This is a genomic window from Leucobacter chromiireducens, assembly GCF_051993095.1.
Classification (GTDB): Bacteria; Actinomycetota; Actinomycetes; order Actinomycetales; family Microbacteriaceae; genus Leucobacter; species Leucobacter chromiireducens.
Map to the genome: position 1 here is coordinate 1,253,709 of NZ_CP197024.1, position 21,282 is coordinate 1,274,990.

General features: G+C 67.0%; 15 protein-coding genes and 1 tRNA gene. 8 read left to right on the forward strand and 8 right to left on the reverse strand.

The features are described 5' to 3' along the window. Positions 1 to 145: 145 nt before the first annotated feature. Positions 146 to 1,582, reverse strand: coding sequence for a hypothetical protein (locus ACR81A_RS05635; protein ID WP_440312959.1), 1,437 nt, complete (start codon positions 1,580 to 1,582; stop codon positions 146 to 148). Positions 1,583 to 1,586: 4 nt separating this feature from the next. Further along, the gene (locus ACR81A_RS05640) at positions 1,587 to 2,171 is read right to left on the reverse strand and encodes a TetR/AcrR family transcriptional regulator (RefSeq protein WP_440312960.1); all 585 of its coding nucleotides are present in this window, start codon (positions 2,169 to 2,171) and stop codon (positions 1,587 to 1,589) included. Between the two features lie 100 nt (positions 2,172 to 2,271). Between ACR81A_RS05640 and ACR81A_RS05645 the strand changes: the two genes are divergently transcribed. The 3 genes from ACR81A_RS05645 to ACR81A_RS05655 all read left to right on the forward strand — a co-directional run bounded on the left by ACR81A_RS05645 (position 2,272) and on the right by ACR81A_RS05655 (position 9,009). Then, positions 2,272 to 3,972 carry an amidase gene (locus tag ACR81A_RS05645; RefSeq protein WP_440312961.1) on the forward strand — a complete coding sequence of 567 codons (1,701 nt, stop codon included), beginning with the start codon at positions 2,272 to 2,274 and terminating at the stop codon, positions 3,970 to 3,972. A gap of 244 nt (positions 3,973 to 4,216) precedes the next feature. Next, positions 4,217 to 6,118 (forward strand): hypothetical protein, encoded by a 1,902-nt coding sequence (locus ACR81A_RS05650; RefSeq protein ID WP_202382016.1) that lies wholly within the window; start codon positions 4,217 to 4,219, stop codon positions 6,116 to 6,118. 65 nt (positions 6,119 to 6,183) lie between these two features. Further along, positions 6,184 to 9,009, forward strand: a complete 2,826-nt coding sequence (locus ACR81A_RS05655; RefSeq protein WP_440312962.1) for an Ig-like domain repeat protein — start codon at positions 6,184 to 6,186, stop codon at positions 9,007 to 9,009. Between the two features lie 48 nt (positions 9,010 to 9,057). On the opposite strand, the gene ACR81A_RS05660 is transcribed toward ACR81A_RS05655, so the two are convergent. Beyond that, the gene (locus ACR81A_RS05660) at positions 9,058 to 9,585 is read right to left on the reverse strand and encodes a MarR family winged helix-turn-helix transcriptional regulator (protein ID WP_202382018.1); all 528 of its coding nucleotides are present in this window, start codon (positions 9,583 to 9,585) and stop codon (positions 9,058 to 9,060) included. 129 nt (positions 9,586 to 9,714) lie between these two features. On the opposite strand from ACR81A_RS05660, the gene ACR81A_RS05665 reads away from it, so the two are divergent. The 3 genes from ACR81A_RS05665 (at position 9,715) to ACR81A_RS05675 (ending at position 12,320) form a co-directional block, all read left to right on the forward strand. Then, positions 9,715 to 9,786: transfer RNA gene (locus ACR81A_RS05665), tRNA-Gln, on the forward strand. 74 nt (positions 9,787 to 9,860) lie between these two features. Beyond that, positions 9,861 to 11,297: a bifunctional UDP-N-acetylglucosamine diphosphorylase/glucosamine-1-phosphate N-acetyltransferase GlmU gene (gene glmU / locus ACR81A_RS05670; RefSeq protein ID WP_202382019.1), complete on the forward strand. Its 1,437-nt coding sequence runs from the start codon at positions 9,861 to 9,863 to the stop codon at positions 11,295 to 11,297. A gap of 45 nt (positions 11,298 to 11,342) precedes the next feature. Then, positions 11,343 to 12,320, forward strand: coding sequence for a ribose-phosphate diphosphokinase (locus ACR81A_RS05675; RefSeq protein WP_202382020.1), 978 nt, complete (start codon positions 11,343 to 11,345; stop codon positions 12,318 to 12,320). 91 nt (positions 12,321 to 12,411) lie between these two features. On the opposite strand, the gene ACR81A_RS05680 is transcribed toward ACR81A_RS05675, so the two are convergent. Beyond that, on the reverse strand, positions 12,412 to 13,950 hold the full coding sequence (locus ACR81A_RS05680; protein ID WP_237462573.1) for an APC family permease: 1,539 nt from the start codon (positions 13,948 to 13,950) through the stop codon (positions 12,412 to 12,414). 194 nt (positions 13,951 to 14,144) lie between these two features. Further along, positions 14,145 to 15,296, reverse strand: coding sequence for a DmpA family aminopeptidase (locus ACR81A_RS05685; RefSeq protein ID WP_440312963.1), 1,152 nt, complete (start codon positions 15,294 to 15,296; stop codon positions 14,145 to 14,147). Positions 15,297 to 15,407: 111 nt separating this feature from the next. Here ACR81A_RS05685 and ACR81A_RS05690 point away from each other — a divergent pair, with 111 nt between their 5' ends. Both ACR81A_RS05690 and ACR81A_RS05695 read left to right on the forward strand, forming a co-directional pair. Continuing rightward, entirely contained in the window at positions 15,408 to 16,904 is a 1,497-nt protein-coding gene (locus ACR81A_RS05690; protein WP_440312964.1) for an APC family permease, read from the forward strand. Positions 16,905 to 16,908: 4 nt separating this feature from the next. Beyond that, positions 16,909 to 17,547 carry a hypothetical protein gene (locus ACR81A_RS05695; RefSeq protein WP_202382023.1) on the forward strand — a complete coding sequence of 213 codons (639 nt, stop codon included), beginning with the start codon at positions 16,909 to 16,911 and terminating at the stop codon, positions 17,545 to 17,547. Between the two features lie 274 nt (positions 17,548 to 17,821). On the opposite strand, the gene hpaD is transcribed toward ACR81A_RS05695, so the two are convergent. The 3 genes from hpaD to ACR81A_RS05710 all read right to left on the reverse strand — a co-directional run bounded on the left by hpaD (position 17,822) and on the right by ACR81A_RS05710 (position 21,282). Continuing rightward, complete coding sequence (gene hpaD / locus ACR81A_RS05700; protein WP_202382024.1) at positions 17,822 to 18,964, reverse strand: 3,4-dihydroxyphenylacetate 2,3-dioxygenase; 1,143 nt, start codon at positions 18,962 to 18,964, stop codon at positions 17,822 to 17,824. Positions 18,965 to 19,051: 87 nt separating this feature from the next. Then, entirely contained in the window at positions 19,052 to 20,548 is a 1,497-nt protein-coding gene (gene hpaE, locus ACR81A_RS05705) for a 5-carboxymethyl-2-hydroxymuconate semialdehyde dehydrogenase (protein ID WP_202382025.1), read from the reverse strand. Positions 20,549 to 20,607: 59 nt separating this feature from the next. Continuing rightward, entirely contained in the window at positions 20,608 to 21,282 is a 675-nt protein-coding gene (locus tag ACR81A_RS05710; RefSeq protein ID WP_202382026.1) for a GntR family transcriptional regulator, read from the reverse strand.

A 21,282-nucleotide genomic window follows, 5' to 3' on the forward strand; every position in this document is an offset into this window, starting at 1 on the left:
GTCGTTTGAGTGTCGGTAATACGAGAGAGTAGGGCGCGCGCCGCCTCGCTGTCAAAGCGACGGGCACCCCGATCTTGCTGATGCGCTCCAGAGTGAATCTGGTGCGGCGGGCAGTGGAAGATCGCGACGGGCCGAGGCGGCCGCGTCACGCGCCGGTGCCGCGCGGGTGAAACGACGTGTGCATCTGTGCGGGATCGCCGCTGCCTGCGCGCCGCTGCCGCGCTGCGGCCTCGAGCTCCTCCGAGAGGGCGTAGACCGTGCGCGGGCGCCCTGCGTCGAGCGGCTGCTCCTGGCCGGCGACGCGTAGCGCCGAGGCGTCGAGGAGCTTGCGCACCGCGCGCTCGGCCGTGCGGGGAGAGGTCTGGCTCGCTGCCGCCCACTCTGCCGCCGTGAACGGGGCGAAGTCGCGTCCCGCGAGGAAGGCGATCAGGCGCGTCACCGAGCGAGCCTGCATGCCCGCGCTCGCCGCAAGCTCGATGAGCCACGGCTCGGTGTGCCGGGCCTCCTCCGCGCTGTCTGCCGCCCCCGGATCGCCCAGCAGCGCGTGCACGCGCGAGGCCTCGTCCACGAGGAAGGCGGCGGTGTCCGCCTGGGCAATGGCGCGCCGAAGCGCCTGCAGCGCGCGATCCTCCGCCTCGTAGAGATGTCGGCCCACGCCCACGCCGAGGGACGCGGCGCGCTCGGATGGACCCGCGCGACGCAGTGCCGCGGTGAGCGCCGGCAGGCGGGTATCAAGCTCGCCGCGCGTCGTGTAGAACATGTCGAGACCACCCCGCTGCCACGAGGCGAGGCGGTGCTGCACGGGCGTGGCGAAGCGGCCGAGCTCGCCGGCGAGGTGAGCGCGCAGCTCAGTGGCGGGGGAGTCCGCGTCCGCGGGGGCCGTGGTCGTGAGGTAGACGACGGCGATGAGGCCGCCCTCGAGTCGCTGCACGGACACCCGCTGTTGCGCCGTGCGAATGAGGTCGAGGTCATGCTGCAGTGAGTCGATCATGAACATGACGGGCTGTCCCGCCGCGTGCAGCCGGTCGTAGACCGCGTGCACACTCGTGATCGCGAGCCGCGCGCCGGCTTGCTCCGCGCGATCCGCGTGGAATCGCGCAATCTCGTCGACGTCCACGGGGCGCGAGAAGCGCGACTCGTAGACCCAGCGGTAGTCAGTCACCTGTGCGGGATCGAGGTGGATCCCTGTGTCCCGAGCGACGGCGGCCGCGACTTCCGGGTTCGGCATATCGATGGAGATCTCGGGAATCGTGAGGGGCCGCCGTGCGAGGTCTCCCGGCCTGACGTTCGGTTGCCCGCCCGCGGTTGCCGCGAGGAGCGAGGCAACGAGCGTGTAGTCGGAGAACCGCCCCACCAGCACGGGCGTATCGCCGTCGAGCTCGCGTTCGCGGTGATAGTGCGAGATGGTGCCCGAGAAGCAGACGGCATCGTTCTCCGCGAGCGCGCGGCGGTACTGCTCCGCGGTGTCGTGCGGGTCCGAGTACGGATACGAGCGCAACGCAATACCCGGCAGCTGCGCCTCGGCCCCGGCAAGGCGGGCAACCGAGTGCGCCGAGCCGATGAATCCTACGCGTACGCTCACACGCTTAGCTTGGCACAGCCTCGCCCGAGGGTGTGGCGTCGAGGCCGAGCGCGGCGAGCGTTTCGCGCACCGCGCCCTGCGCCTCCGTGGCGGAAAGCTGGCCCGTAAGCCACCGGCCCGAGAGCCCCTCGACAAGGGCGGTGAGCGTCAGCGCGAGCCCCGCAGCATCCGCGTCGGGCGCAGCCTCAGCGATGAGCGCGCGCACGTCGGCCTGCCAGGAGGCGGTGGAGCGGGCGACTGCGGTGGCCCGATCCCGATCGAAGACCGCCGCAGCACGCAGCTCGTTCCACGCAGTCGACCCGGCGCGGATACCCGGCTCGTCGCCGAACTCGGAGCACAGCAGTGCGGCCAACCGCGCCGCCGGGGTATGCGTGCCGGAGACCTCGTCCGCCCGGCGCGTGGCGCTCGCCGTCACCTCGTCGAGCGCGGCCTGCAGTAGGCCATCGCGATCGCCGAAGTGGTAGGGGAGCAGGCCGATCGATACGCCGGCCTCGCGGGCAACTGCGCTCATGCGGAAGCGCGCCAGGCCACCCCGCGCGATGACCGCGGCGCAGGCGGCGAGGATGCGTTCACGGGCGTCCTGAGACATGCGGGCTCCTCTTTCGTGTGGCGCGGCGGGCTTGACACCGCGCCCCGCAGAACTGAAACTATTTTCAGGATACCGGTTCGGAACAGGAACGAGGAAGTGCATGAGCGACCCGACCGCGAAATTTGAGCTGATCGAAGCGACGATCGAAGACGTGCTGAGCGCATTCGAGCGCGGCGAGATCACGAGCGTGTGGCTCACCGAGCGCTACCTCGCCCGCGCCGCGGCCTACGATCAGGGCCCCGAAGGCTTGCACGCGATCATCGTGCCCAACCCGCACGCGCTCGCCGCAGCGGAGGAGTCCGATCGTCGCTGGGCTGCCGGCACCGCCCGCCCGCTTGAGGGGGTGCCCTTCACTGTGAAGGATTCCTACATGGTGCAGGGGCTCACCGTGGCCTCGGGGTCGCCCGCGTTCGAGCATCTCGTCGCGCAGTGGGACGCGTTCTCCGTTGAGCAGCTGCTTGAGGCTGGCGCCGTGCTCGTCGGGAAGACAAACATGCCACCGATGGCAGACGGCGGCATGCAGCGCGGCGTCTACGGGCGCGCCGAGAGCCCGTACAACCGCGACTACCTGGCCGCCGCGTACGCCTCCGGCTCCTCAAACGGCTCGGGTGCGTCGACCGCTGCGAACCTCGCCGTGTTCGGCATGGGTGAGGAGACCGTGTCGTCCGGGCGCAGCCCCGCCTCGAACAATGGCCTGTGCGCGTACACGCCAAGCTGGGGCGTGCTGTCGATCCGTGGCAACTGGCCACTCTTCCCGGCCCGCGATGTTGTCGTGCCCCACACGCGCACCATGCCCGACATGCTCCGCCTGCTCGACGTGCTGGTGCAGGACGACGCGAACACCCGCGGTGACTTCTGGCGCAACCAGAGCATCGTCGAGCTGCCGAAGCCGAGCGCGCATCGCCCGGCAAGCTACCTTGAGGTTGCTGAGGCGGACGCGCTCCGCGGAAAGCGCTTCGCGGTGCCAGCGATGTACCTGGGTGAGGACCCGAACTTCCCGATCGCGGTGCGCCCGAGCGTGCTCGAGCGTTTCGCCGAGGCCCGCGCACGGCTTGAGGAGCTGGGTGCCGAGGTGGTTGTGACGGGCTTCCCCTTGATCGAGCAGTACGAGGGCGACCGCCCCGGCCAGGAGAACGTCGACGCGCTGGGTGTGCTGCCCGCCGGCTGGATGGACACCGAGTTCTCTGACTTCCTTGCCTTCGGGTGGGACGACTTCCTGCGCGCGAACGCGGATCCCGCGATCCCGAATCTCGGCGTCGTCGATCCCGATCAGATCTTCCCTCAGCCCGAGGGCACCCTGCCCGATCGCTACGAAGAGGTTGAGGACTACCCGAACCGCTACCGCGCCACCGTGGCGCTCGCGCAGGCGCCCGGCGGTGTGCCAGATCCGCGCGAGCGTGCGGACTTCGCGGACGGGCTTCGCGCACTTGTGCAGCTCCGCGAAGATCTCTTCGAGCGCTGGCTGCGCGAGGAGAGCTTCGACGGAGTCGTGTTCCCCGCGAATGCCGATGTGGGGCGCGAGGACGCAGAGCGAGATGTGGCCGCGGCCGACCACGCCTGGTCGAACGGGGTGTTCTTCTCCAACGGCAACTACGCGCTGCGCCACCTGGGCATCCCCACGGTGACGGTGCCGATGGGGCTGATGAGCGACATTGGCATGCCGATCGGCCTCACCTTCGCCGGGGCCGCCTACTCCGACCCGACGCTGCTCGGCTACGCGGCAGCGTTCGAGGCCCCGGGCTCCATGCGCGTGGCGCCCGCGAGTGCCCCCGCGCTGCCGGAGGACATCCTGGGAAACTAGCGCGCTCGGCGCCGCACCGCACCGGCGAAACCCCTCCCGGACCCCTGAAGGCTCCGGGAGGGGTTTTTCACGGAAGAAAGTTCACATCCGATGTTGTTAAGGGCAACCTTAGCTAGATAGGATGAACTGTTTTTGCCCGCGTATGCGCGGTTTCAGCGGCGAACAGGAGCCCACATTGACCCCGACGAACAGTCGCCAAACGCGGAGTTCACGGGTGTCTCCCGTGCGTCGTGCGGCACTTCTTGTGAGCGCCGCACTGTTGCCGCTCGGCCTTCTGGTCACCTGCCCCACTGCTGCGCTCGCTGCGGCGCCCCAGAAAGTGACTGTGAAGGCGAGCGTCGGCACGGATCGGGTGGTCTCAGCGACGGTCACCTGCGCGAGTGCGCGAGCCTGCGCGGGATCGCTCTCCCTGAAGCTCAGCACCGGTGGGACGAAGACGCTGAAGTATGAGGCGAAGGCCCGCGGAACGAAGACCGTCACGTGGACGCTCAGTACCGCGCAACACGGTGCCCTCGTGAAGCGGGGGAGCGCTACGCTCACCGTTACCGGGAAGGCCACGCGTCCGGGCAAGAGTAGCTTTACGCAGCGGGCCACAGTCAAGCCAGCAGTCGCCCAGGTGAGTGCGCGCAGCACGAGTTACACGGTTCCCACGACTCGCAAGTTGGCACTGTCACTGAATTGCGCCGCCGCCGCGGGGTGCGCTGGGACGATCCAGCTTGAGCTCGGCAAGACCGCGCTTGTGAAGACCCCGGTGCAGTTGAAGAAGGGCGCGCAAACGGTCACGCTGCAGCTCAGCGCGGCTCAGTACAGCAAGCTCACCGAGCAGCCGGCCACCTACACGCTGAATGTGCGCGAAACACAGCCGGATGTGACCCAGCGCACCACTGCGTTGAAGCTTGCGCGACCTGCAACGGTTCCCGAGCCGAAACCCGAGCCCCCTGTGCGCACGGCGTCGAAAGCGTACGCTGAGCGGAACTGGACCCCGGCGGCAGTGGACACCTGCCCCGCAGCGCTTCACGCGTCGTACCAGACGATTGGACCGGATGGAAAGATCTATCCCACCTGGCACCCGGCTCAGGTGACTGACCCGGCAACGGGTGAGACCTGCAGCTTCGGACACGAGCACGGGGCCGATCCACGCAGCTCGAACATTTTCGACTGGGTTTCGGCGTTCTACGCGCCGAGTGATCTTGCGCAGGGTGAACCCGTGGGGATCCCGTTTGGCTACACGAGCGAAGAACTTGAGAACTATGGCCATGAGCATGGCGGCATGGCAATGCGGCATGAGGACAACGCCGGGCACAAGGTGTTTGTTGCAAATGGCGTGAAGATGCTTGACGCGGATCGCAACTGGCTGCGCCTCGCGGATGGAAGCCAGCTGCTGTGCGACGTTTTAATCAAGCAGCACCAGGGGAGTTGGTCTCCGGATGCGACCTCAAACAATGCACACGAGAGTGAGTTTGCGGCACGCTGCAACGACGGGACCGAGATCATCACGTCGATTCTGACGCGCTTCGGGAATGCAAACGAGATGTTCGGCACCTGTGCGCCGGAGGAAGCGATCGCCACGGTGGGCAGTGTGCTGCCGGCTGGTGACGGAGGTCGCCGGATCATCCCGACAACCGACTGTGTGCGGAACAATCCCACCGACTGGACCCTGTACGAACTGTGGGAGAGCGACAGCAAGATTGTCGCCTCGGACGGCACCGTGCTTGCCGCGTTCGACCCCTGGTTCGGAGTGCGTAACCCGAGTCGAATCTACGACCGCGCATCGAGCACCGCGACCACGAACGCAATCAGCCGGCCCCTCGACTTCGCTTGGTACGCGGACCGGCCGGCCACTGACTACCTGTGGGCGGGGCTGTCTGCGACCGAACGCTTTGACTACGCCGACCCGCGCTCGCCATTCAACGGAGCACAGCGCGATTTCTACCTTGGCGAGCTTCAACTGGCGAGTGGGCCGACCGCGGACGGCATGGTCTACAGCGATCCGTACGGCGGCTCCGCTCGTGCGGATCGCACGGTGGGCGCGATCCGCCAGCTGATCCGTCCAGGAAGCGTGCTGGGCGACGTTGCGCTGAGCCGCCAAAAGTTTGACGCAAAGGCTGACTTTGGCAAGAACAACGGGGTGCACGCGCCGAACTGACGCGTCCCGTTCCGCGGGCGGCGTCGCGCCGAACACCCGCGTCCTCTGAGAGAAACAGGAACACTGTGAACAGATCAGTTATGCGCGCCCGCGCAACGCTCGGCTTGGCAGTCGCGCTCGGGCTCGTCTCGAGCGCGTGTGTCACCGCGCCGGCTCTGGCAGCACCCACCGCCACCCCCGAAGTGACTCCGGCCACGGCCACGAGCCCGGGCGCACCGCCCGTCTCGGAGGTCCGCTGGACCGGTGAAGCTGGCGGTGACCTCGGCTACGGTTCGAGCCGCTCCTCCTGCGATGTCAATGGAGACGGCTACGCGGACACCGTGGTGGGGGATTGGTGGTGGAAACGGGGCAACACCGCGAACGCGGGAGCTGCCTATGTGCTGCTGGGCGGGGCAGACCCCGTAGGCGGCGCGATTGGCACCGGAGTCGCGGTTGGCGCGGTTCGGATCGATGGCCCGAACATCCCCAACGCCTTTGCCGGAATGAGTGTGTCCTGCGCTGGGGACATCAACGGGGATGGTTTCGATGACGTCATCGTGGGCTCCAACCGCACGCAGCGCACCTGGGTGGTGCTGGGGGCAGCCGACTTCGAGCCGGTCGACGTGACCACGCTCGGCACGCGTGGCTTCGAGGTGACCAACTCGGCTGCGGTCGCCGAGAACGCTGCGCCGGGAGGTGCGGCAAACTTTGGTTTCTGGGTCACCGGCCTGGGCGATGTTAACGGCGACGGCCTCGATGATTTCGCAATCACCGACAACCTCTTCAGCAAGCCCGCCAATCCTGCGACAGGGGCGCCCGCCGCTTCGAAAGTGGGACGGGTCTGGGTGATTGCTGGCTCTGAAAACGTCAACACTATTGATGTTGCCTCCGAAGCAGGTGCGGCTCGCGTGCTCTTCACGATCGACGGGGCAGGTGGGCAGATTATTTCCGCTGAAAATGTCGGTGACCTCAACGGCGATGGCCTCGCCGACGTGGTGGTCGGCAGCTACGGCGCTACGCCCTGGGGTGCTGCGACGCCAGTGCCCGGAGCGGCCTACGCTGTGTTTGGTTCCACCACACCGCAGAGCGTCGATGTAGGGGCGCTCGGCGACCGCGGCTTCGCGGTGTACGGGCCGCAGCGCGGCCGGGACCGGCTCGGCACATCAATCGCGGCGCTTGGAGACATCAACGGTGACGGGAAGGCCGACTTCGTGGTTGGTGGCGACGGCGTTACGAATGCCGCGACCGGCCCGCGCGCTGGTGGAGCAGCCGTCGTCCTGGGCTCCGACTCCACGCAGACCGTGTTCACCCGTCCCGGTGCGACGAACAACGCGGTCTACCAGTGCGAGGACGCGACCACGAACACGAGCGGCAGCTGCACGGCGGGCGAAGCGCCGCGCGGATACTGGATTGACGGTGCCGCCGCGGATGACAAGTTGGGTTGGGCCTCTGCAGGGCTCGCCGATGTGAACGGGGACGGGGTTCCCGAGACCCTGCTCGGCGCATGGGGCCATGATTCCGCCGGCGCAAACGCCGGTGCAATCTATGTGGTCTACGGGCGGCCGGGGTTCTCGGGAACCATCGCGACTGCGGGGTTGAGCGCTGCGGACGGTTTCCGGATTGACGGGGCAACCGCTGGGGCGCAGCTGGGCCGCTCGGTGGGCGGCGTGGTCGATTTCGATGGCAACGGGGTGCCTGACGTGTTGGGCGGAGCGAATGGCACCGACTACGCCGCTGTCTACCTCCTCGGTGCGGCGAAGACCCAGATTGAGCTCGCTGCAAACGAGCTGAGCGTTGGGACAGGGGGAACGATTACCGCGACAGTCTCTGCTCCTCGCGCCGGGGCAGGAGCCCCGCACGGGACTGTCACGTTTGACCAGGCGGGCGCCACGATTGCACAGTGTGAGGCCGTCCCCGTCACCGACGGGAGCGCCACCTGTGCGGTTTCAGAGCTCCCCGCGGGTGGCTCGCAGACATTTGCCGCGGAGTTCTCCGATGAGAGCGGCAGCTTTGCGCCCGCTCGCGCAGAACTTGTCGCTGAGGTTGCGAAGCTCAGTTCCGCCACGCGTCTCGGAGGCGATAGCACTGGGACGGCGGGCGATGAGCTCGAGTTCACTGCGACCGTAGCCGCGGGCGCCGGTGGAGAGGTCACGTTCTTTGCGGGGGAGACGGAACTGGGTTCGGCTCCCGTGGAGCAGGGCCTCGCCACCTTCACCTACACGTCCCCGGTCGCCACGACGTTCCAGCTCACCGCAAAGTACTCGGGTGACGCGCGCACCAACGCCTCAACCGCGAAACCTCGTCGTGTCACAGTTGGGCTGATCCCGGTCACGCTTGGCGCGGTCACGGTCGACGCCGCAAAGGTCGTGTACGGCGTTCGGCCGAGCGCAACTGTTCGCGTGACCGGCGCACAGGCCGGAACGGTGTTGTTCAGCGCGGGCTCGCGCGATCTTGGAACGGCGCGCGTCGTGGGCGGGAAGGCGACGCTCAAGTTGCCAGCGCTGAGTGTCGGCAGCTACCGGATCGGGGCGGAGTACATCGGAGATGATGCCCATTCCGATACACCGCGGCGCGTGTCGGTGAACACCCTGAATGTGGTGAAGGCCACCGTCTCCTCGGCGAGCGTGACAACGACTCAGGCGAAGTATGGTGCCCGGCCAACGGTCACGGTGAAGCTTGGCAAGCTGAACAACGGGGCATACCCCACCGGAAAGCTGGTTGTTGCGTTCGGCTCCGCGAAGCAGACCGTCACTCTCCGCGCTGATCACCGAGGGGTGATCAAGGTGACCGCGCCGCGTGCGCTCACGGGCAACGTCACGGTGACGGCTGAGTTCCCGGGCTCGGCGAACATCGCCAGCAAGAAGGCCACAGCAACCCAGAAGGTCGCGAAGAAACCCGGAAAGAAGAAGTAGGCGGGCGCTGGGCCGGGGCAACCCCGGCCCAGTTCCTCCGGCCGCGGACTACTCCTGGTCTGACGGAAGCGGTTCGGGTTCGAAGCGGTCAACGCTCAGCGCCAGGCGGCGCAGCAGCACGGAGAGTCGATCGCGCTCAGAGCGTGCCAGCCCGCCGAGGAGGCGCTCCTCCGAATCGCTCAGTCGCGTCATTGCCGCGTCGACGAGCGTGAGCCCGAGCGGCGTCATCTCGACGAGCACGCCTCGGCCATCATTCGGGTCGGTGAGGCGGAGCACGAGGCCGCGATCCACCATGCGATCGATGCGGTTCGTCATCGTGCCGCTCGACACCATGGTCTGTTGCACGAGCACCTTCGTGCTTTGGCGGAACGGCTCGCCACCGCGTCGCAGCACGGCGAGCACATCAAACTCCCACGACGCGAGGCCCGAGCGCTCGAACGCGTGCGCGCGTGCGCGGTCCAGGTGCTTCGTGATGCGCCACAGCCGCGAGAAGATGGCGAGCGGCGCGAGATCCAAATCCGGGCGCGCCGAACTCCAGTCCGCGATGATCCGATCGACCTCGTCCTCGTGCTTCATCCCCCCATTATCTCGTGCGCTCGCGGGAAGTCAGTGCGCACGCGCGGGAGGGCGGCGCCGATTCTTGCGCGAGGGTGTCACGAGCGGTCGCGGATTCTGGCAGACTAGTCGGGTGCTGTTTGGGCACGGTCCGCCTTGGTGTAATGGCAGCACGACAGCCTTTGGAGCTGTTAGGTCTAGGTTCGAATCCTGGAGGCGGAACTGGTGCGCTGCTGCGGGGGATCCTCGCGGGGCGCACACGGCCGTACCGAGCGGCCGGGAGAAAGGAAACGCACATGGCTGAACGCTCACTTGCGGTTGTGATCCTCGCCGCCGGTCAGGGAACCCGCATGAAGTCCTCCCTGCCGAAGGTGCTCCACCCCATCGGGGGCCGCTCGCTGATCGCTCACGTGCTTGATACCGCGGCAGGGCTCGCCCCGACGCAGGTGGTCGCGGTGGTGCGCCACGATCGTGACCGCGTCGCCGCCGCGATCCTGGATCACGCGCCCGACACGGTGATCGTGGACCAGGATGCCGTGCCGGGCACCGGCCGCGCCGTGGAGCAAGCGCTTGAGGCGCTGCCCGCAGACTTCGACGGCTCGGTCGTTGTGCTCTCCGGCGATGTGCCGCTCGTTGACACCGCAACCCTCGACCGCCTCGTCACGGGGCACCTCGAGGGCGGCCGAGCGATGACGATGCTCTCTGCGATCTTCGCGAACCCCACCGGTCTCGGGCGCATCTTGCGGACCGCGGACGGTGCGGTGACCGGCATCGTTGAGGAGAAGGACGCGAGCGACGCCGAGCGCCGCATCACCGAGATCAATGGCGGCATCTATGTGTTTGCCCGCCGGGCGGTCGCCGACGCACTCGCGCAGATCGATACGAACAACGCCCAGGGCGAGAAGTACCTCACCGACGCCGCCGCGCGCATCCTCGCCACGGGCGGTGCGGTCGAGGCCGTCGCCACCGACGATCCCTGGCTGATCGCCGGGGTGAACGATCGCGTGCAGCTTGCGCAGGCGGGGCGTGAGCTCAACGCCCGCATCGTGCAGGCGCACCAGCGTGCCGGCGTGACGATCCAGGATCCCGCGACCACGTGGATCGACGCCGACGTGTCGATCGGGGCCGACGCCGAGATTCTGCCCGGCACCTTCCTGCACGGCGCGACCTCGATTGCCGCCGGCGCGATCATTGGGCCGGACACGACGCTGACCGACTGCGAGGTCGGCGAGGGCGCACGCATCCGCCGGAGCGAGGCGACCCTTGCCGTGTTCGCCTCCCGCGTCGAGGTCGGTCCCTTCGCCTACATTCGCCCGGGCACCGAGCTCGGCGAATCCGGCAAGATCGGCGCGTTCGTTGAGACCAAGAACGCGAAGATCGGCGATGGCAGCAAGGTGCCGCACCTGAGCTACGTCGGCGACGCGACGATCGGCACCGGTACGAACATCGGGGCGGGAACCATTTTCGCGAACTATGACGGCGTGCAGAAGCACCAGGCCACGGTCGGCGACGGTGTTCGCGTCGGATCGAAGAATGTGCTCATCGCTCCGGTTACCATTGAAGATGGCACGTACACGGCAGCGGGTACGGTCGTGCGGAAGAACGTTCCCTCGGGTTCGCTGGCGCTGAACGTGGCGCCCCAGCGAAACATCGAGGGATGGGTGGCCGAGAATCGACCGGGCACGAGCACCGCGGAAGCGGCGCAGCGCGCGAGCGACACGTCAGCCGAGTGAGCGCGGAACAGCGGGAAAACACAGAGTGAGGAAGAACCAGCACTGATGAGCAAGATCGAGATGGCGGGGCAGAAAAAGCTCGTCCTGATTACGGGCCGGGCATACCCCGAGCTCGCCGAGCAGGTGGCTGCCGAGCTCGGCGCCGAACTCGTTCCCACCGATGCGCGTACCTTCGCGAACGGTGAGCTGTATGCGCGTTTCGACGAGAGCGTCCGTGGTTCGGACGCCTTCGTGATCCAGTCGCACACCAACCCGATCAACGAGTGGCTCATGGAGCAGCTCATCATGGTTGACGCGCTCAAGCGCGCGTCGGCAAAGCGAATCACCGTGGTTGCCCCGTTCTACCCGTACTCCCGCCAGGACAAGAAGGGCCGCGGCCGCGAGCCCATCTCTGCTCGCCTGATCGCTGATCTCTTCAAGACCGCGGGTGCGGATCGCATCATGTCGGTCGACCTGCACGCCCCCCAGATCCAGGGCTTCTTCGACGGCCCGCTCGATCACCTGTTCGCGATGCCCGTGCTGCTCGAACACTTCGAGAAGCACCTGAACCGCGACGACCTCACCGTCGTCTCGCCGGACATGGGCCGCGTGCGCGTGGCTGACGTGTGGAGTGACCGCCTCGGCGCACCGCTCGCGATCATCCACAAGCGCCGCGACCCCTCGGTTGCGAACCAGGCATCGGTGCACGGCATTGTCGGCGATGTGAAGGATCGCTGGTGCCTGATGGTTGACGACATGATCGACACCGGCGGCACAATTTCGAAGGCGGCCGAGGCGCTTAAGGAAGCCGGCGCGCGCGGTGTGACAATCGCGGCGACGCACGCGATCTTCTCCGGCAAGGCCGTTGAGTACCTGTCCCAGGACTTCATCGACCAGGTCGTCGTCACCGACACGCTCCCCGTTCCCGAGGAGAAGCAGTTCGAGAAGCTCACCGTGCTCTCGATCGCGCCCCTGCTTGCGAAGGCGATCCACGAGGTGTTTGAGGACGGCTCCGTGACGAGCATGTTCGAGGGCGCAGCATAGGCGCCCAGACCCTCGGCCTCGCCGACAAAGCCTGAGCCCCGCCCCTTCAGCTGAAGGGGCGGGGCTCAGGCATTGAGTGCGTGTGTGGTGGCTAGAGCTCCTCACCCACCACATCGACGAGCTCGGTCCCGTACGCACCGGGCTCCGTGCCATGCCCAATCTGGCGGTAGATCTCGGGCTTCCGTGCACGGATGACGAGCGCCCAGAGGATGCCGATGATTCCGGCGGCGAAGATCATCCCGGGGAGGACGAACGTGGACGCATCCGGCTGCTCCTGCCCGAGCATCAGCTGGAAGTTCTGCAGGATCATGACGAACACCCACAGTAGCGCGATGCCCGAGATGATGGGGGCGACGAGTGTGGTCCACACGCTCAGCCCGCGCCGGTTGCGGCGGAAGAAGCCGATCACCGCCGCTGCGATCACAGCCATCAGCAGCACGAGGCCCATGGCGCCCGTGTTGGTGAGCCACGTGAACATCGTGAGCACGGGGTAGAGGAAGGCGGACTCGCCGAGCGCTGCAGCGCCGCCGAAGGCCTCACCGGCAAGCGCAAAGCCGACGACCACGACGATGGCGATCACGGTCTGCGCGACCGATCCCGCCCAGGGGGCGCCGGCTCGGCTGGTGCGCGCGAACCACGCGGGGAGCACGCCCTCGCGCCCGAGCGAGAAGAAGTAGCGCGCAACGGCGTTGTGGAAGGACTGCTGCGCGGCGAAGAGGCTCGTCAGGAAGAGCAACGTCATGACGTCCGCAAAGAGCACGCCCACCTGGTCGGTCATGAAGACAAACATGAGGTCGGGGCCAAACTCCTGCGATGCAGGTACGATCTGGGCGGGGCCGATGCCCACCGAGAATGCCCAGGCGCTGAACGCGTAGAAGACACCAATGATCGCGACGGCGGCGTAGGTTGCCCGCGGCACGGTGCGCTTCGGATCCTTCGCTTCCTCACCGTAGATGGCGGCACCCTCGAAGCCCATGAACGCGGCAACGCCGAACACGAGAATGATGCCGAGGGCAGGGCCGAACAGCGCGCCGGGGTTGAGCGTGGCGGTGGACACACCCTCGGGTGCTGCGCCGATCGCCACGATGTCGAAGATGATCACAACGAGGAACTCGAGGCCGACCAGCACGCCGAGTACCTTCGCTGAGAGGTCCACCCGGTTCACGCCGAGAATGCCAACGAGCACGATGCACAGCAGAATCCAGAGCCACCAGGGTGATGCGAAGCCGAACTTCGCCTCGAGGAACATCGACAGCTGGAATCCGAAGAGTCCGTAGATCCCGATCTGCATGGCGTTGTAGGAGACGAGCGCGATGAGTGAGGCGCCCACGCCGAGCGGGCGGCCGAGCCCCTGCGCAATGTACGCGTAGAACGCACCGGCGTTTGTGATGTTGCGCCCCATCGCGGTGTACCCGACCGCGAACACGGTGAGGATCACTGCGATGAGCAGGAAGCCGAGCGGCACCCCGAGCGACTCGGTGACGGCGAACGAGGTGGTCACGCCGCCCGCGACCACGGTGAGCGGCGCGGATGCCGCGATGATCATGAGCGTGATCGCGGGCACACCGAGCGTGCGGCGGCTCAGCCCCGGATCGTGCGCCGTTTCGGGCGTCGGTGCGGTGGTGGTCATGTGGGTTTCCTCCCCGGTCTCGCGTCTTTGCCGACCAAGCCAGCTTCGGCGCTGGCGGCACATGTGAGTGAGTCTAGGTTCGAGAAACCGTGATCAGAAGCCGAAAGCTGTGCCGTGCGCGCACGGGACATGACCGCGCGCGCACGGCTTTCCAAATGGATAGTCTGCGAGCCGGGGATCCCGCCTTGCGTCCGTCAGCTGAAGGCCGCGCGCACCTCGTCGTGGGGGAGCGCATAGCTCACGTGTCCGGCGCGACCGACGGTGTCGCGTGCCGCCACGAGGGCGTTCACCACGGCCTCCTCCGTGGCCTGCACCACCGCTTCGAAGAATGGGTCGATGCTGCCCCAGGCGACGTGCTCGAGTGTTTCCGTGCGCACGGTCTTGCCGGCCATGGCTGAGCTCAGTCCGCCGGGATTCGCTGTGGAGAACGCGAGGAAGATGTCGCCCGAGAAGTGGCTGCCCGTGGTGCCCGTGCGCGCGAGGCCGAGCGGCACGCGCCGCGCGAGGGCGCGGCACTGATCGGGGAGTAACGGGGCATCGGTTGCGACGATGACGATCACGCTCCCGGCGCCCGGGGTAGCGCTCCGCGGGGCGGTGCTGGAGTCGGCGAGGTCGGCCTCGAACCAGGGCTCGGTCTCCATCGGGTTCGGCGCCTGCGAATCCTGGCCGAGCGGCTGCCCCTGAATGCGGAGCTCTTTGCGGCCGCCAAAGTTTGCCTGGAGGAGCACGCCCACAGTCCAGCTTTCCTCGCCTGAACGCACCACGCGGGAGGCGGTGCCCGTACCGCCCTTGAAGCCGTAGCAGTTCATGCCGGTGCCGCCACCGGTGTTTCCCTCTGCGACGGGCCCGGAGGCTGCGGCGTTCAGGGCTTCGGCCGCGTGCTCGGGGCGCACGGTGTCGGCGTTGATCGAGTTGAGGTACCCATCCCATGTCTCGCCGACCGCGGGGAGCATCCATGCGGCTGCGGTTGCGGGGTGGTGCTCCGCCATCCATGCGTCGACCCCGCGGTGCACCGCGCCAACTGCGTGTGAGTTGGTGAGCGCGATGGGGGCCTGGAGTTGGCCGGACTCCTCGATCCAGCTGCGCCCCGTGAGCTCGCCGTTGCCGTTGAGTACTGCGATACCCGCCGCGCACGGGAGCCCGGCGTGCTCGCGGCCGCGCGGCAGGATCGCGGTGACGCCCGTTCGGGCAACAACCGGGGAGTCGAAGGAGAGCGTGACCTGCCCGACGGTCACTCCTGGAACATCCGTGATTGCGTTCCAGGTTCCGGTCTCGCCGTCGAACGGTACGCCCAGTTCGCGCGCCCGTGGCGTCGTCCCATTCTTGGGCCGCTCAACATTGAACATTGTTTAATCCCATCGTCTATGCATAAACTGCAGAACACTAGGTGTATCCCACCGAGACTGATTCGTGTTCGAATCCTAGCTGGTTTTCACGCCGAGACAAAGGAGTCCGAAATGTCCACCACCCCCGTTCCCCACTCCCCAGTGGATGCCGCCGCCCCCGCGGCTGGGCCGCCGAGCGGCGCGCTCGCCAAGGGCCGGCTCGGCACGTGGGACATCATCTTCTTCGTGGTGTCGGCCGCCGCGCCACTCACCGTCGTCGTGAGCGGAGCCATGACCTCATTCCGCATGGGCGGCGTCGGTGCGCCGGGCGCGATCCTGTTCTGCGCGGTGGTGTTGGTCTTCTTCGCACTCGGCTTCACCGCGATGTCGAAGAGCGTCCGTAACGCCGGTGCTTTCTACGCGTACGTGTCCCGCGGGCTCGGGAAGCCGCTCGGCATCGGTGCCTCTTCGGTCACCGTTTTCGCCTACATCTCTCTCGTGATCTCCTTCTACGGTTTCATTGGCTTCTTCGCGCAGTTCACGTTTGCAGAGCTCCTCGGTATCGACCTTCCGTGGGGCGTGTGGTCGCTCATCGCCGTCGCAATCGTTGCGTTCCTCGGCTACCGTTCGATCGACGTGGGGGCGCGCGTGCTTGCGGTGCTCCTCACGCTTGAGGTTGCAATCCTCTTGGTCCTCGCGGTCGCCGCACTCGCCGATGGCGGTCCCGAGCCCTGGAGTCTCGCGGGATTCGACCCCCAGAACGTCTTCTTCGCGCCAGCAGCCGGTGCCCTCTTCGTCATGGGCTTTGGCGCCTACCTCGGTTTCGAGAGCACCGCGATCTACGCGGAGGAAGCGAAGCGCCCCGAGCGCACGATTCCACGCGCCACCATCATCGCGGTGGTGTTCCTCGGCGTGTTCTACGCCTTCACGTTCTGGATCCTCACCGTGGCGTTTGGTGCGGAAGGCGTCGTCGCACTCGCACGTACCGACGCGTTCGAGACCGTGGTGATCGAGGGCACGGGGGAACTCGCTGGTGCCTGGGCAGCGTTCGTGATGAAGATCCTCATTGTGACGAGCTTCTTCGCGTGCGTGCTGTCGTTCCACAACGCGTGCACACGGTATCTCTTTTCCCTGGGTCGGGAGGGGCTCCTCCCGAAGATGCTTGCGCGCACAAGCCCGAAGACGCACGCGCCCGCGACCGCGAGCCTCACACTTTCGGTGTTCTCGGCAGTCGGTGTTGTGATCGCGATCCTGGTCGGAGCTGATCCGTTCCTGGGGCTCGCGCTCTGGACGTACGCAACCGGAGTGCAGGGGCTCGTCTTCGCGCAGGCGCTCGCAGCGGTGGCCGTGGTCTGGTACTTCGCACGTGACCGGCGCGGTCACAGCGTGTTCCGCGTTGTCATCGCGCCGATTCTGGGGGCGCTGGGCCTAATTGTGGGCTACGCGCTCATTGTCACGAACTTCGAGGTGGTCACCGGGCTCGAAGGCCCGATCAACCAAGTGCTCTTGCTACCCACCCCGATCCTGCTCACCGCCGGAGTGATCGTTGGCCTGGTGCTGCGCGCGCGGCGCCCGAAGTACTACGCGGGGCTCACGGAAACGGTGCGTGTGCCGGATGCCCTAGGCTGAGCGCATGAACGCGACCGAGCGGCGCCGTGGAGAACGGCGCGAAGAGATCATTCGTGCCTTCTGGCGCGTCGCTCGGACGCGGCCCCGCGGCGGGGTGAACGTGCGTGCGGTCGCCGCTGAAGCGGCGATGAGCCCGGCGAATGTGCTGCATTACTTCTCGAGTCTCAACGAGCTGCAGATCACTGCGCTTGCGGGCGCCATGGAGCAGTTCGCCGAGCGGCGCCAGGATATCCTCGACCGTTCCGCGTCTGCCGCGGCCCGTGTGGCGGCCATGATCGAGGCAGGGGTTCCCGACGAAATCAGTGATGAGTTGCGTCAAGTGTACGAAAGCGTGCCTATCCTGGCGGAGCACCCCGAGTACCTGCCGGCGCACCGGGCGCTTGTCGAGCGGCAGGTCATGCTTTACCGCACGCTCGTGGAGATTGGTGCTGGCACAGGGGAGTTCACGCTCGCGTCGCCGCCCGGCATCATCGCACGCAACCTGGTTGCGCTCGAAGATGCCTACGATCTGTACCCGCTCGTGGGGGATCGGACCCCGCGCGAGGAATGCCGCGCAGCGGTGCGCTCGTATGCCGAACTGGCGCTCGGCCTTTCCGCGGGCTCACTCGTGGGCGCACTGACTGGTGCCCCGCAGCCCCGCTAGCCGCCTGCCCACCTGCCGAGCGCTCCCCACGCGCCGCGCCTGCCCGCCTGCTCACCTGCCCGCCCGCCCATCTCCACCCCACCCCGCCCGCAGGGTAGATCGCCTGCGCGGGGGCAGGCTGCTTCGCGCCGCAACCTACCTTTCGGTGAACGATCTGCCCGGGGCGGACGGAGCCGGAGTCGTGGCCGACAGTGCGGCTCGCGGGCGAGCGCTCCAACGCACGAAAAGAGGGGTGAGGCGCGTGAACGCCCCACCCCTCCTTTCGCGTGCCGAACTAGAGGGTGTTGCCGAGCTTGAAGCCCTTCTCGCCCTCTTCGTCACGGGTGTAGGAGAAGCCGTCGGCGCCGATCGTCACGGCCATCTCCGACGCATCGGTGCGCGCAACGACGGGCTGCGGGTTCCCATCGAGGTCGAGCACGAGGGAGGCCTCCGTGTACCAGGACGGAACAACCGGGTTGCCCCACCAGTCGCGGCGCTGGTTGTCGTGCACGTCCCAGGTAACAACCGGGTTGTCGGGGTCGCCCGTGTAGTAGTCCTGCGTGTAGATCTCGACGCGGTGCCCATCGGGATCGAGGATGTAGAGGTAGAACGCGTTCGAGACACCGTGGCGGCCCGGGCCGCGCTCGATGCGATCAGACATGCGCAGCGCGCCCAGCTTGTCGCAAATCGCGAGGATGTTGTGCTTCTCGTGGGTCGAGAACGCGACGTGGTGCATGCGCGGGCCGTCGCCTCCGGTTGCCGCCGTGTCGTGGACGGTGGGCTTGCGGCGCAGCCACGCTGCGTACACGGTGCCCTCTTCGTCCTGAATGTCCTCAGTGACGCGGAAGCCAAGATCCTGGTAGTGCCGCACGGCGCGGGGCACGTCGGGGGTGACCTGGTTGAAGTGGTCGAGACGCACGAGCGCGCCCGGCGTGTACAGGTCGTAGCGCCACGCGAGGCGCTCCACGTGCTCGACGTCGTAGAAGAACTCGTAGGGGAAGCCCAGCGGATCCTCGACGCGCACCGAGTCACCGATGCCCTTGGTGAAGCCCTCTGCGCGGCGCTCCACCCGGCAGCCGAGCTCGGTGTAGAACGCAACAGCCTTGTCCAGATCCTCAGGAGTGCGCACGCGGTAGGAGAACGCGGCGACTGCAGCGATGGGGCCCTGGCGCAGCACGAGGTTGTGGTGGATGAATTCCTCGAGCGAGCGCAGGTAGACGGTGTTCTCGTCTTCCTCGGTCACCGTGAGGCCGAGGACGTCAACGTAGAACGCGCGCGACGCGGCAAGGTCGGTGACCACGAGTTCCATGTACGCGCAGCGCAGAATGTCCGGCGCGGGCGACGCGGGCGTCTTGATCGCGTTGTCGGTCTTGATCGGAGCTTCCTTCGTTACGTAGAAGCCGGACGAGGTCTTTTCACGACCTTTGAGTTCAGACATTTCGTTGTCCTTAATCTTGTGAATCTTGAATTCGGTGGGTGCCCGGGCGACGGTGGCGCGAGCGGGGATGAAAGGGTGCGTGCGGCCTTACTTGCCCGCGCCGAACTTCGGCGAGTGCGCCTCGTTCAGCGTGATGTGCACGGCCTGCTGATCGGTGTAGAAATCGATCGAGCGGTAGCCGCCCTCGTGGCCGAGTCCCGAAGCCTTCACGCCGCCGAAGGGCGTGCGCAGGTCGCGGACGTTGTTCGAGTTCAGCCAGACCATGCCGGCCTCGACCGACTGCGCGAAGTTGTGCGCGCGCTTGAGGTTTGAGGTCCAGATGTACGCGGCGAGACCGTACTTCGTGTTGTTCGCCAACTCGAGCGCTTCCTCGTCGGTGTCGAACGGGGTGATCGCCACGACGGGGCCGAAGATTTCCTCCTGGAAGATGCGCGCGTCGGGCTTCACATCAGCGAAGACGGTCGGCGCAACGAAGTTGCCTACGGGGAAGCCCTCGGGGCGGCCGCCACCGGCGACGAGGCGGCCTTCGCCCTTGCCGATCTCGACGTAGCTCATGACCTTTTCGTAGTGCTCGGGGTGCACGAGCGCGCCCACCTCGGTGGCGGGATCGTTCGGCAGGCCCACGACCACGTTCTTCGCCCGCTCAGCGTAGCGCTCAACAAACTCGTCGTAGATGTCGCGCTGCACGAGGATGCGGCTGCCCGCGGTGCAGCGCTCGCCGTTCAGGCTGAAGACACCGAACACGGTGGCGTCAAGCGCGGCCTCGAGGTCAGCATCCGCGAAGACCACGGCGGGGCTCTTGCCGCCGAGCTCCATCGAGAGGCCCTTCAGGAACGGCGCTGCGTTGCCGAAGATCAACGATCCGGTGCTGCTCTCACCTGTGAAGGAGATGAGGGGAACGTCGGGGTGCTTCACGAGCGCATCGCCCGCGTCCTCGCCCATACCGTTGACCAGGTTGAAGACACCGTCCGGCACACCCGCCTCGCGGAAGATCTCGCCCCACAGCGAAGCGGAGAGCGGGGTGAACTCGGCCGGCTTCAGCACCACGGTGTTGCCCGTGGCGAGCGCGGGGCCCAGCTTCCACGACTCGAGCATAAAGGGCGTGTTCCAGGGGGTGATCAGGCCAGCAACGCCGATGGGCTTGCGGTTCACGTAGTTGACCTGGCGGCCGGGCACCTTGAAGGTGTCGTCGTGCTGCGCGACGATGAGGTCCGCGAAGAAACGGAAGTTCTCGGCCGCGCGACGCGCCTGGCCCTTCGCCTGCGTGATGGGAAGCCCCGAGTCGAAGCTCTCAAGCTCGGCGAGCTGCGCGTCACGCGACTCAACGATGTCGGCGACCTTGTGCAGGATGCGCGAACGCTCGCGGGGGAGCATCTTCGGCCACGGGCCCTCGGTGAAGGCGCGACGCGCGGCCGCAACCGCGAGGTCGATGTCCGCCTTCTGGCCGGCGGAGGCCTGGATGTACGTCTCGTTCGAAACGGGATCGAGCACATCGAACTCTTCGCCGCCAATCGAGTCGACGAACTTGCCGTCGATGAAGTGGCGGATCTTGTCGGGGAGCCCTGCGGGCTTCTGCTGTGTCATGCTGTCGCCTCCGGTGGTGATTGCTGTGGTGTGTGGTGGTCTTGTGGGGGTGTGCGGCGCTATGCCGCGGGCGCTGCGTGCTTGTGCTGCTCCTCGGAGTGCGCGAGCACTGCGTCGAGCGTTGCCGTGCGGTGCGCGCGGGCGGCGAGCTCGATGTCGAGCGGAGATGCCCCCTGCTCGATGAGCTCGAGCAGGCGCTCGTGCTCGGCAACCGATTCACGCGCGCGGCCGGGCACGAAGCTGAACGAGGAATTTCGCAGCACCTTCATGCGATTCCAGCCGCGATGCACGAGATCGAGGATGTGCGGGTTGGGGCACGTTTCGAACAGGACGCTGTGGAACTCGAGGTTGAGCTCCGTGAAGCGCTGCGGATCGAATGCGCTCAGCGACTCACGCATGGTCTCGTTGATCGCGCGGGCTCGAACGACCTGATCGGGCGTAATGAACGGCGCTGCCAATCCCGTGGCTGAGCCCTCGACGAGCGCGAGCGTCTGCATGGTGTGCAGGTACTCGGTCTCCTTCACGAGGGAGACCTGCGCACCGACGTTGCGCTCGAAGGTGACGAGCTGTTCGGCCTCGAGGCGACGAATCGCCTCGCGCACGGGCACCACCGACATGTCGAGCTCGGCCGCGATGGGCGCGAGCACGAGGCGGTATCCCGGCACGTACTGCCCGCTGTCAATCCGTTCCCGGATGAGGCGGTACGCGCGCTCGGACTTCGACTCGGCGGTCAT

What these genes read in the sequence shown, in the direction of transcription:
- ACR81A_RS05680 (WP_237462573.1), bottom strand. Translation starts at nt 13,950, where the DNA reads ATGACCACCACCGCACCGACGCCCGAAACGGCGCACGATCCGGGGCTG.
- ACR81A_RS05685 (WP_440312963.1), bottom strand. Translation starts at nt 15,296, where the DNA reads ATGTTCAATGTTGAGCGGCCCAAGAATGGGACGACGCCACGGGCGCGC.
- ACR81A_RS05690 (WP_440312964.1), top strand. Translation starts at nt 15,408, where the DNA reads ATGTCCACCACCCCCGTTCCCCACTCCCCAGTGGATGCCGCCGCCCCC.
- ACR81A_RS05710 (WP_202382026.1), bottom strand. Translation starts at nt 21,282, where the DNA reads ATGACCGCCGAGTCGAAGTCCGAGCGCGCGTACCGCCTCATCCGGGAA.
- ACR81A_RS05695 (WP_202382023.1), top strand. Translation starts at nt 16,909, where the DNA reads ATGAACGCGACCGAGCGGCGCCGTGGAGAACGGCGCGAAGAGATCATT.
- ACR81A_RS05640 (WP_440312960.1), bottom strand. Translation starts at nt 2,171, where the DNA reads ATGTCTCAGGACGCCCGTGAACGCATCCTCGCCGCCTGCGCCGCGGTC.
- hpaE (WP_202382025.1), bottom strand. Translation starts at nt 20,548, where the DNA reads ATGACACAGCAGAAGCCCGCAGGGCTCCCCGACAAGATCCGCCACTTC.
- ACR81A_RS05645 (WP_440312961.1), top strand. Translation starts at nt 2,272, where the DNA reads ATGAGCGACCCGACCGCGAAATTTGAGCTGATCGAAGCGACGATCGAA.
- glmU (WP_202382019.1), top strand. Translation starts at nt 9,861, where the DNA reads ATGGCTGAACGCTCACTTGCGGTTGTGATCCTCGCCGCCGGTCAGGGA.
- ACR81A_RS05660 (WP_202382018.1), bottom strand. Translation starts at nt 9,585, where the DNA reads ATGAAGCACGAGGACGAGGTCGATCGGATCATCGCGGACTGGAGTTCG.
- ACR81A_RS05675 (WP_202382020.1), top strand. Translation starts at nt 11,343, where the DNA reads ATGAGCAAGATCGAGATGGCGGGGCAGAAAAAGCTCGTCCTGATTACG.
- hpaD (WP_202382024.1), bottom strand. Translation starts at nt 18,964, where the DNA reads ATGTCTGAACTCAAAGGTCGTGAAAAGACCTCGTCCGGCTTCTACGTA.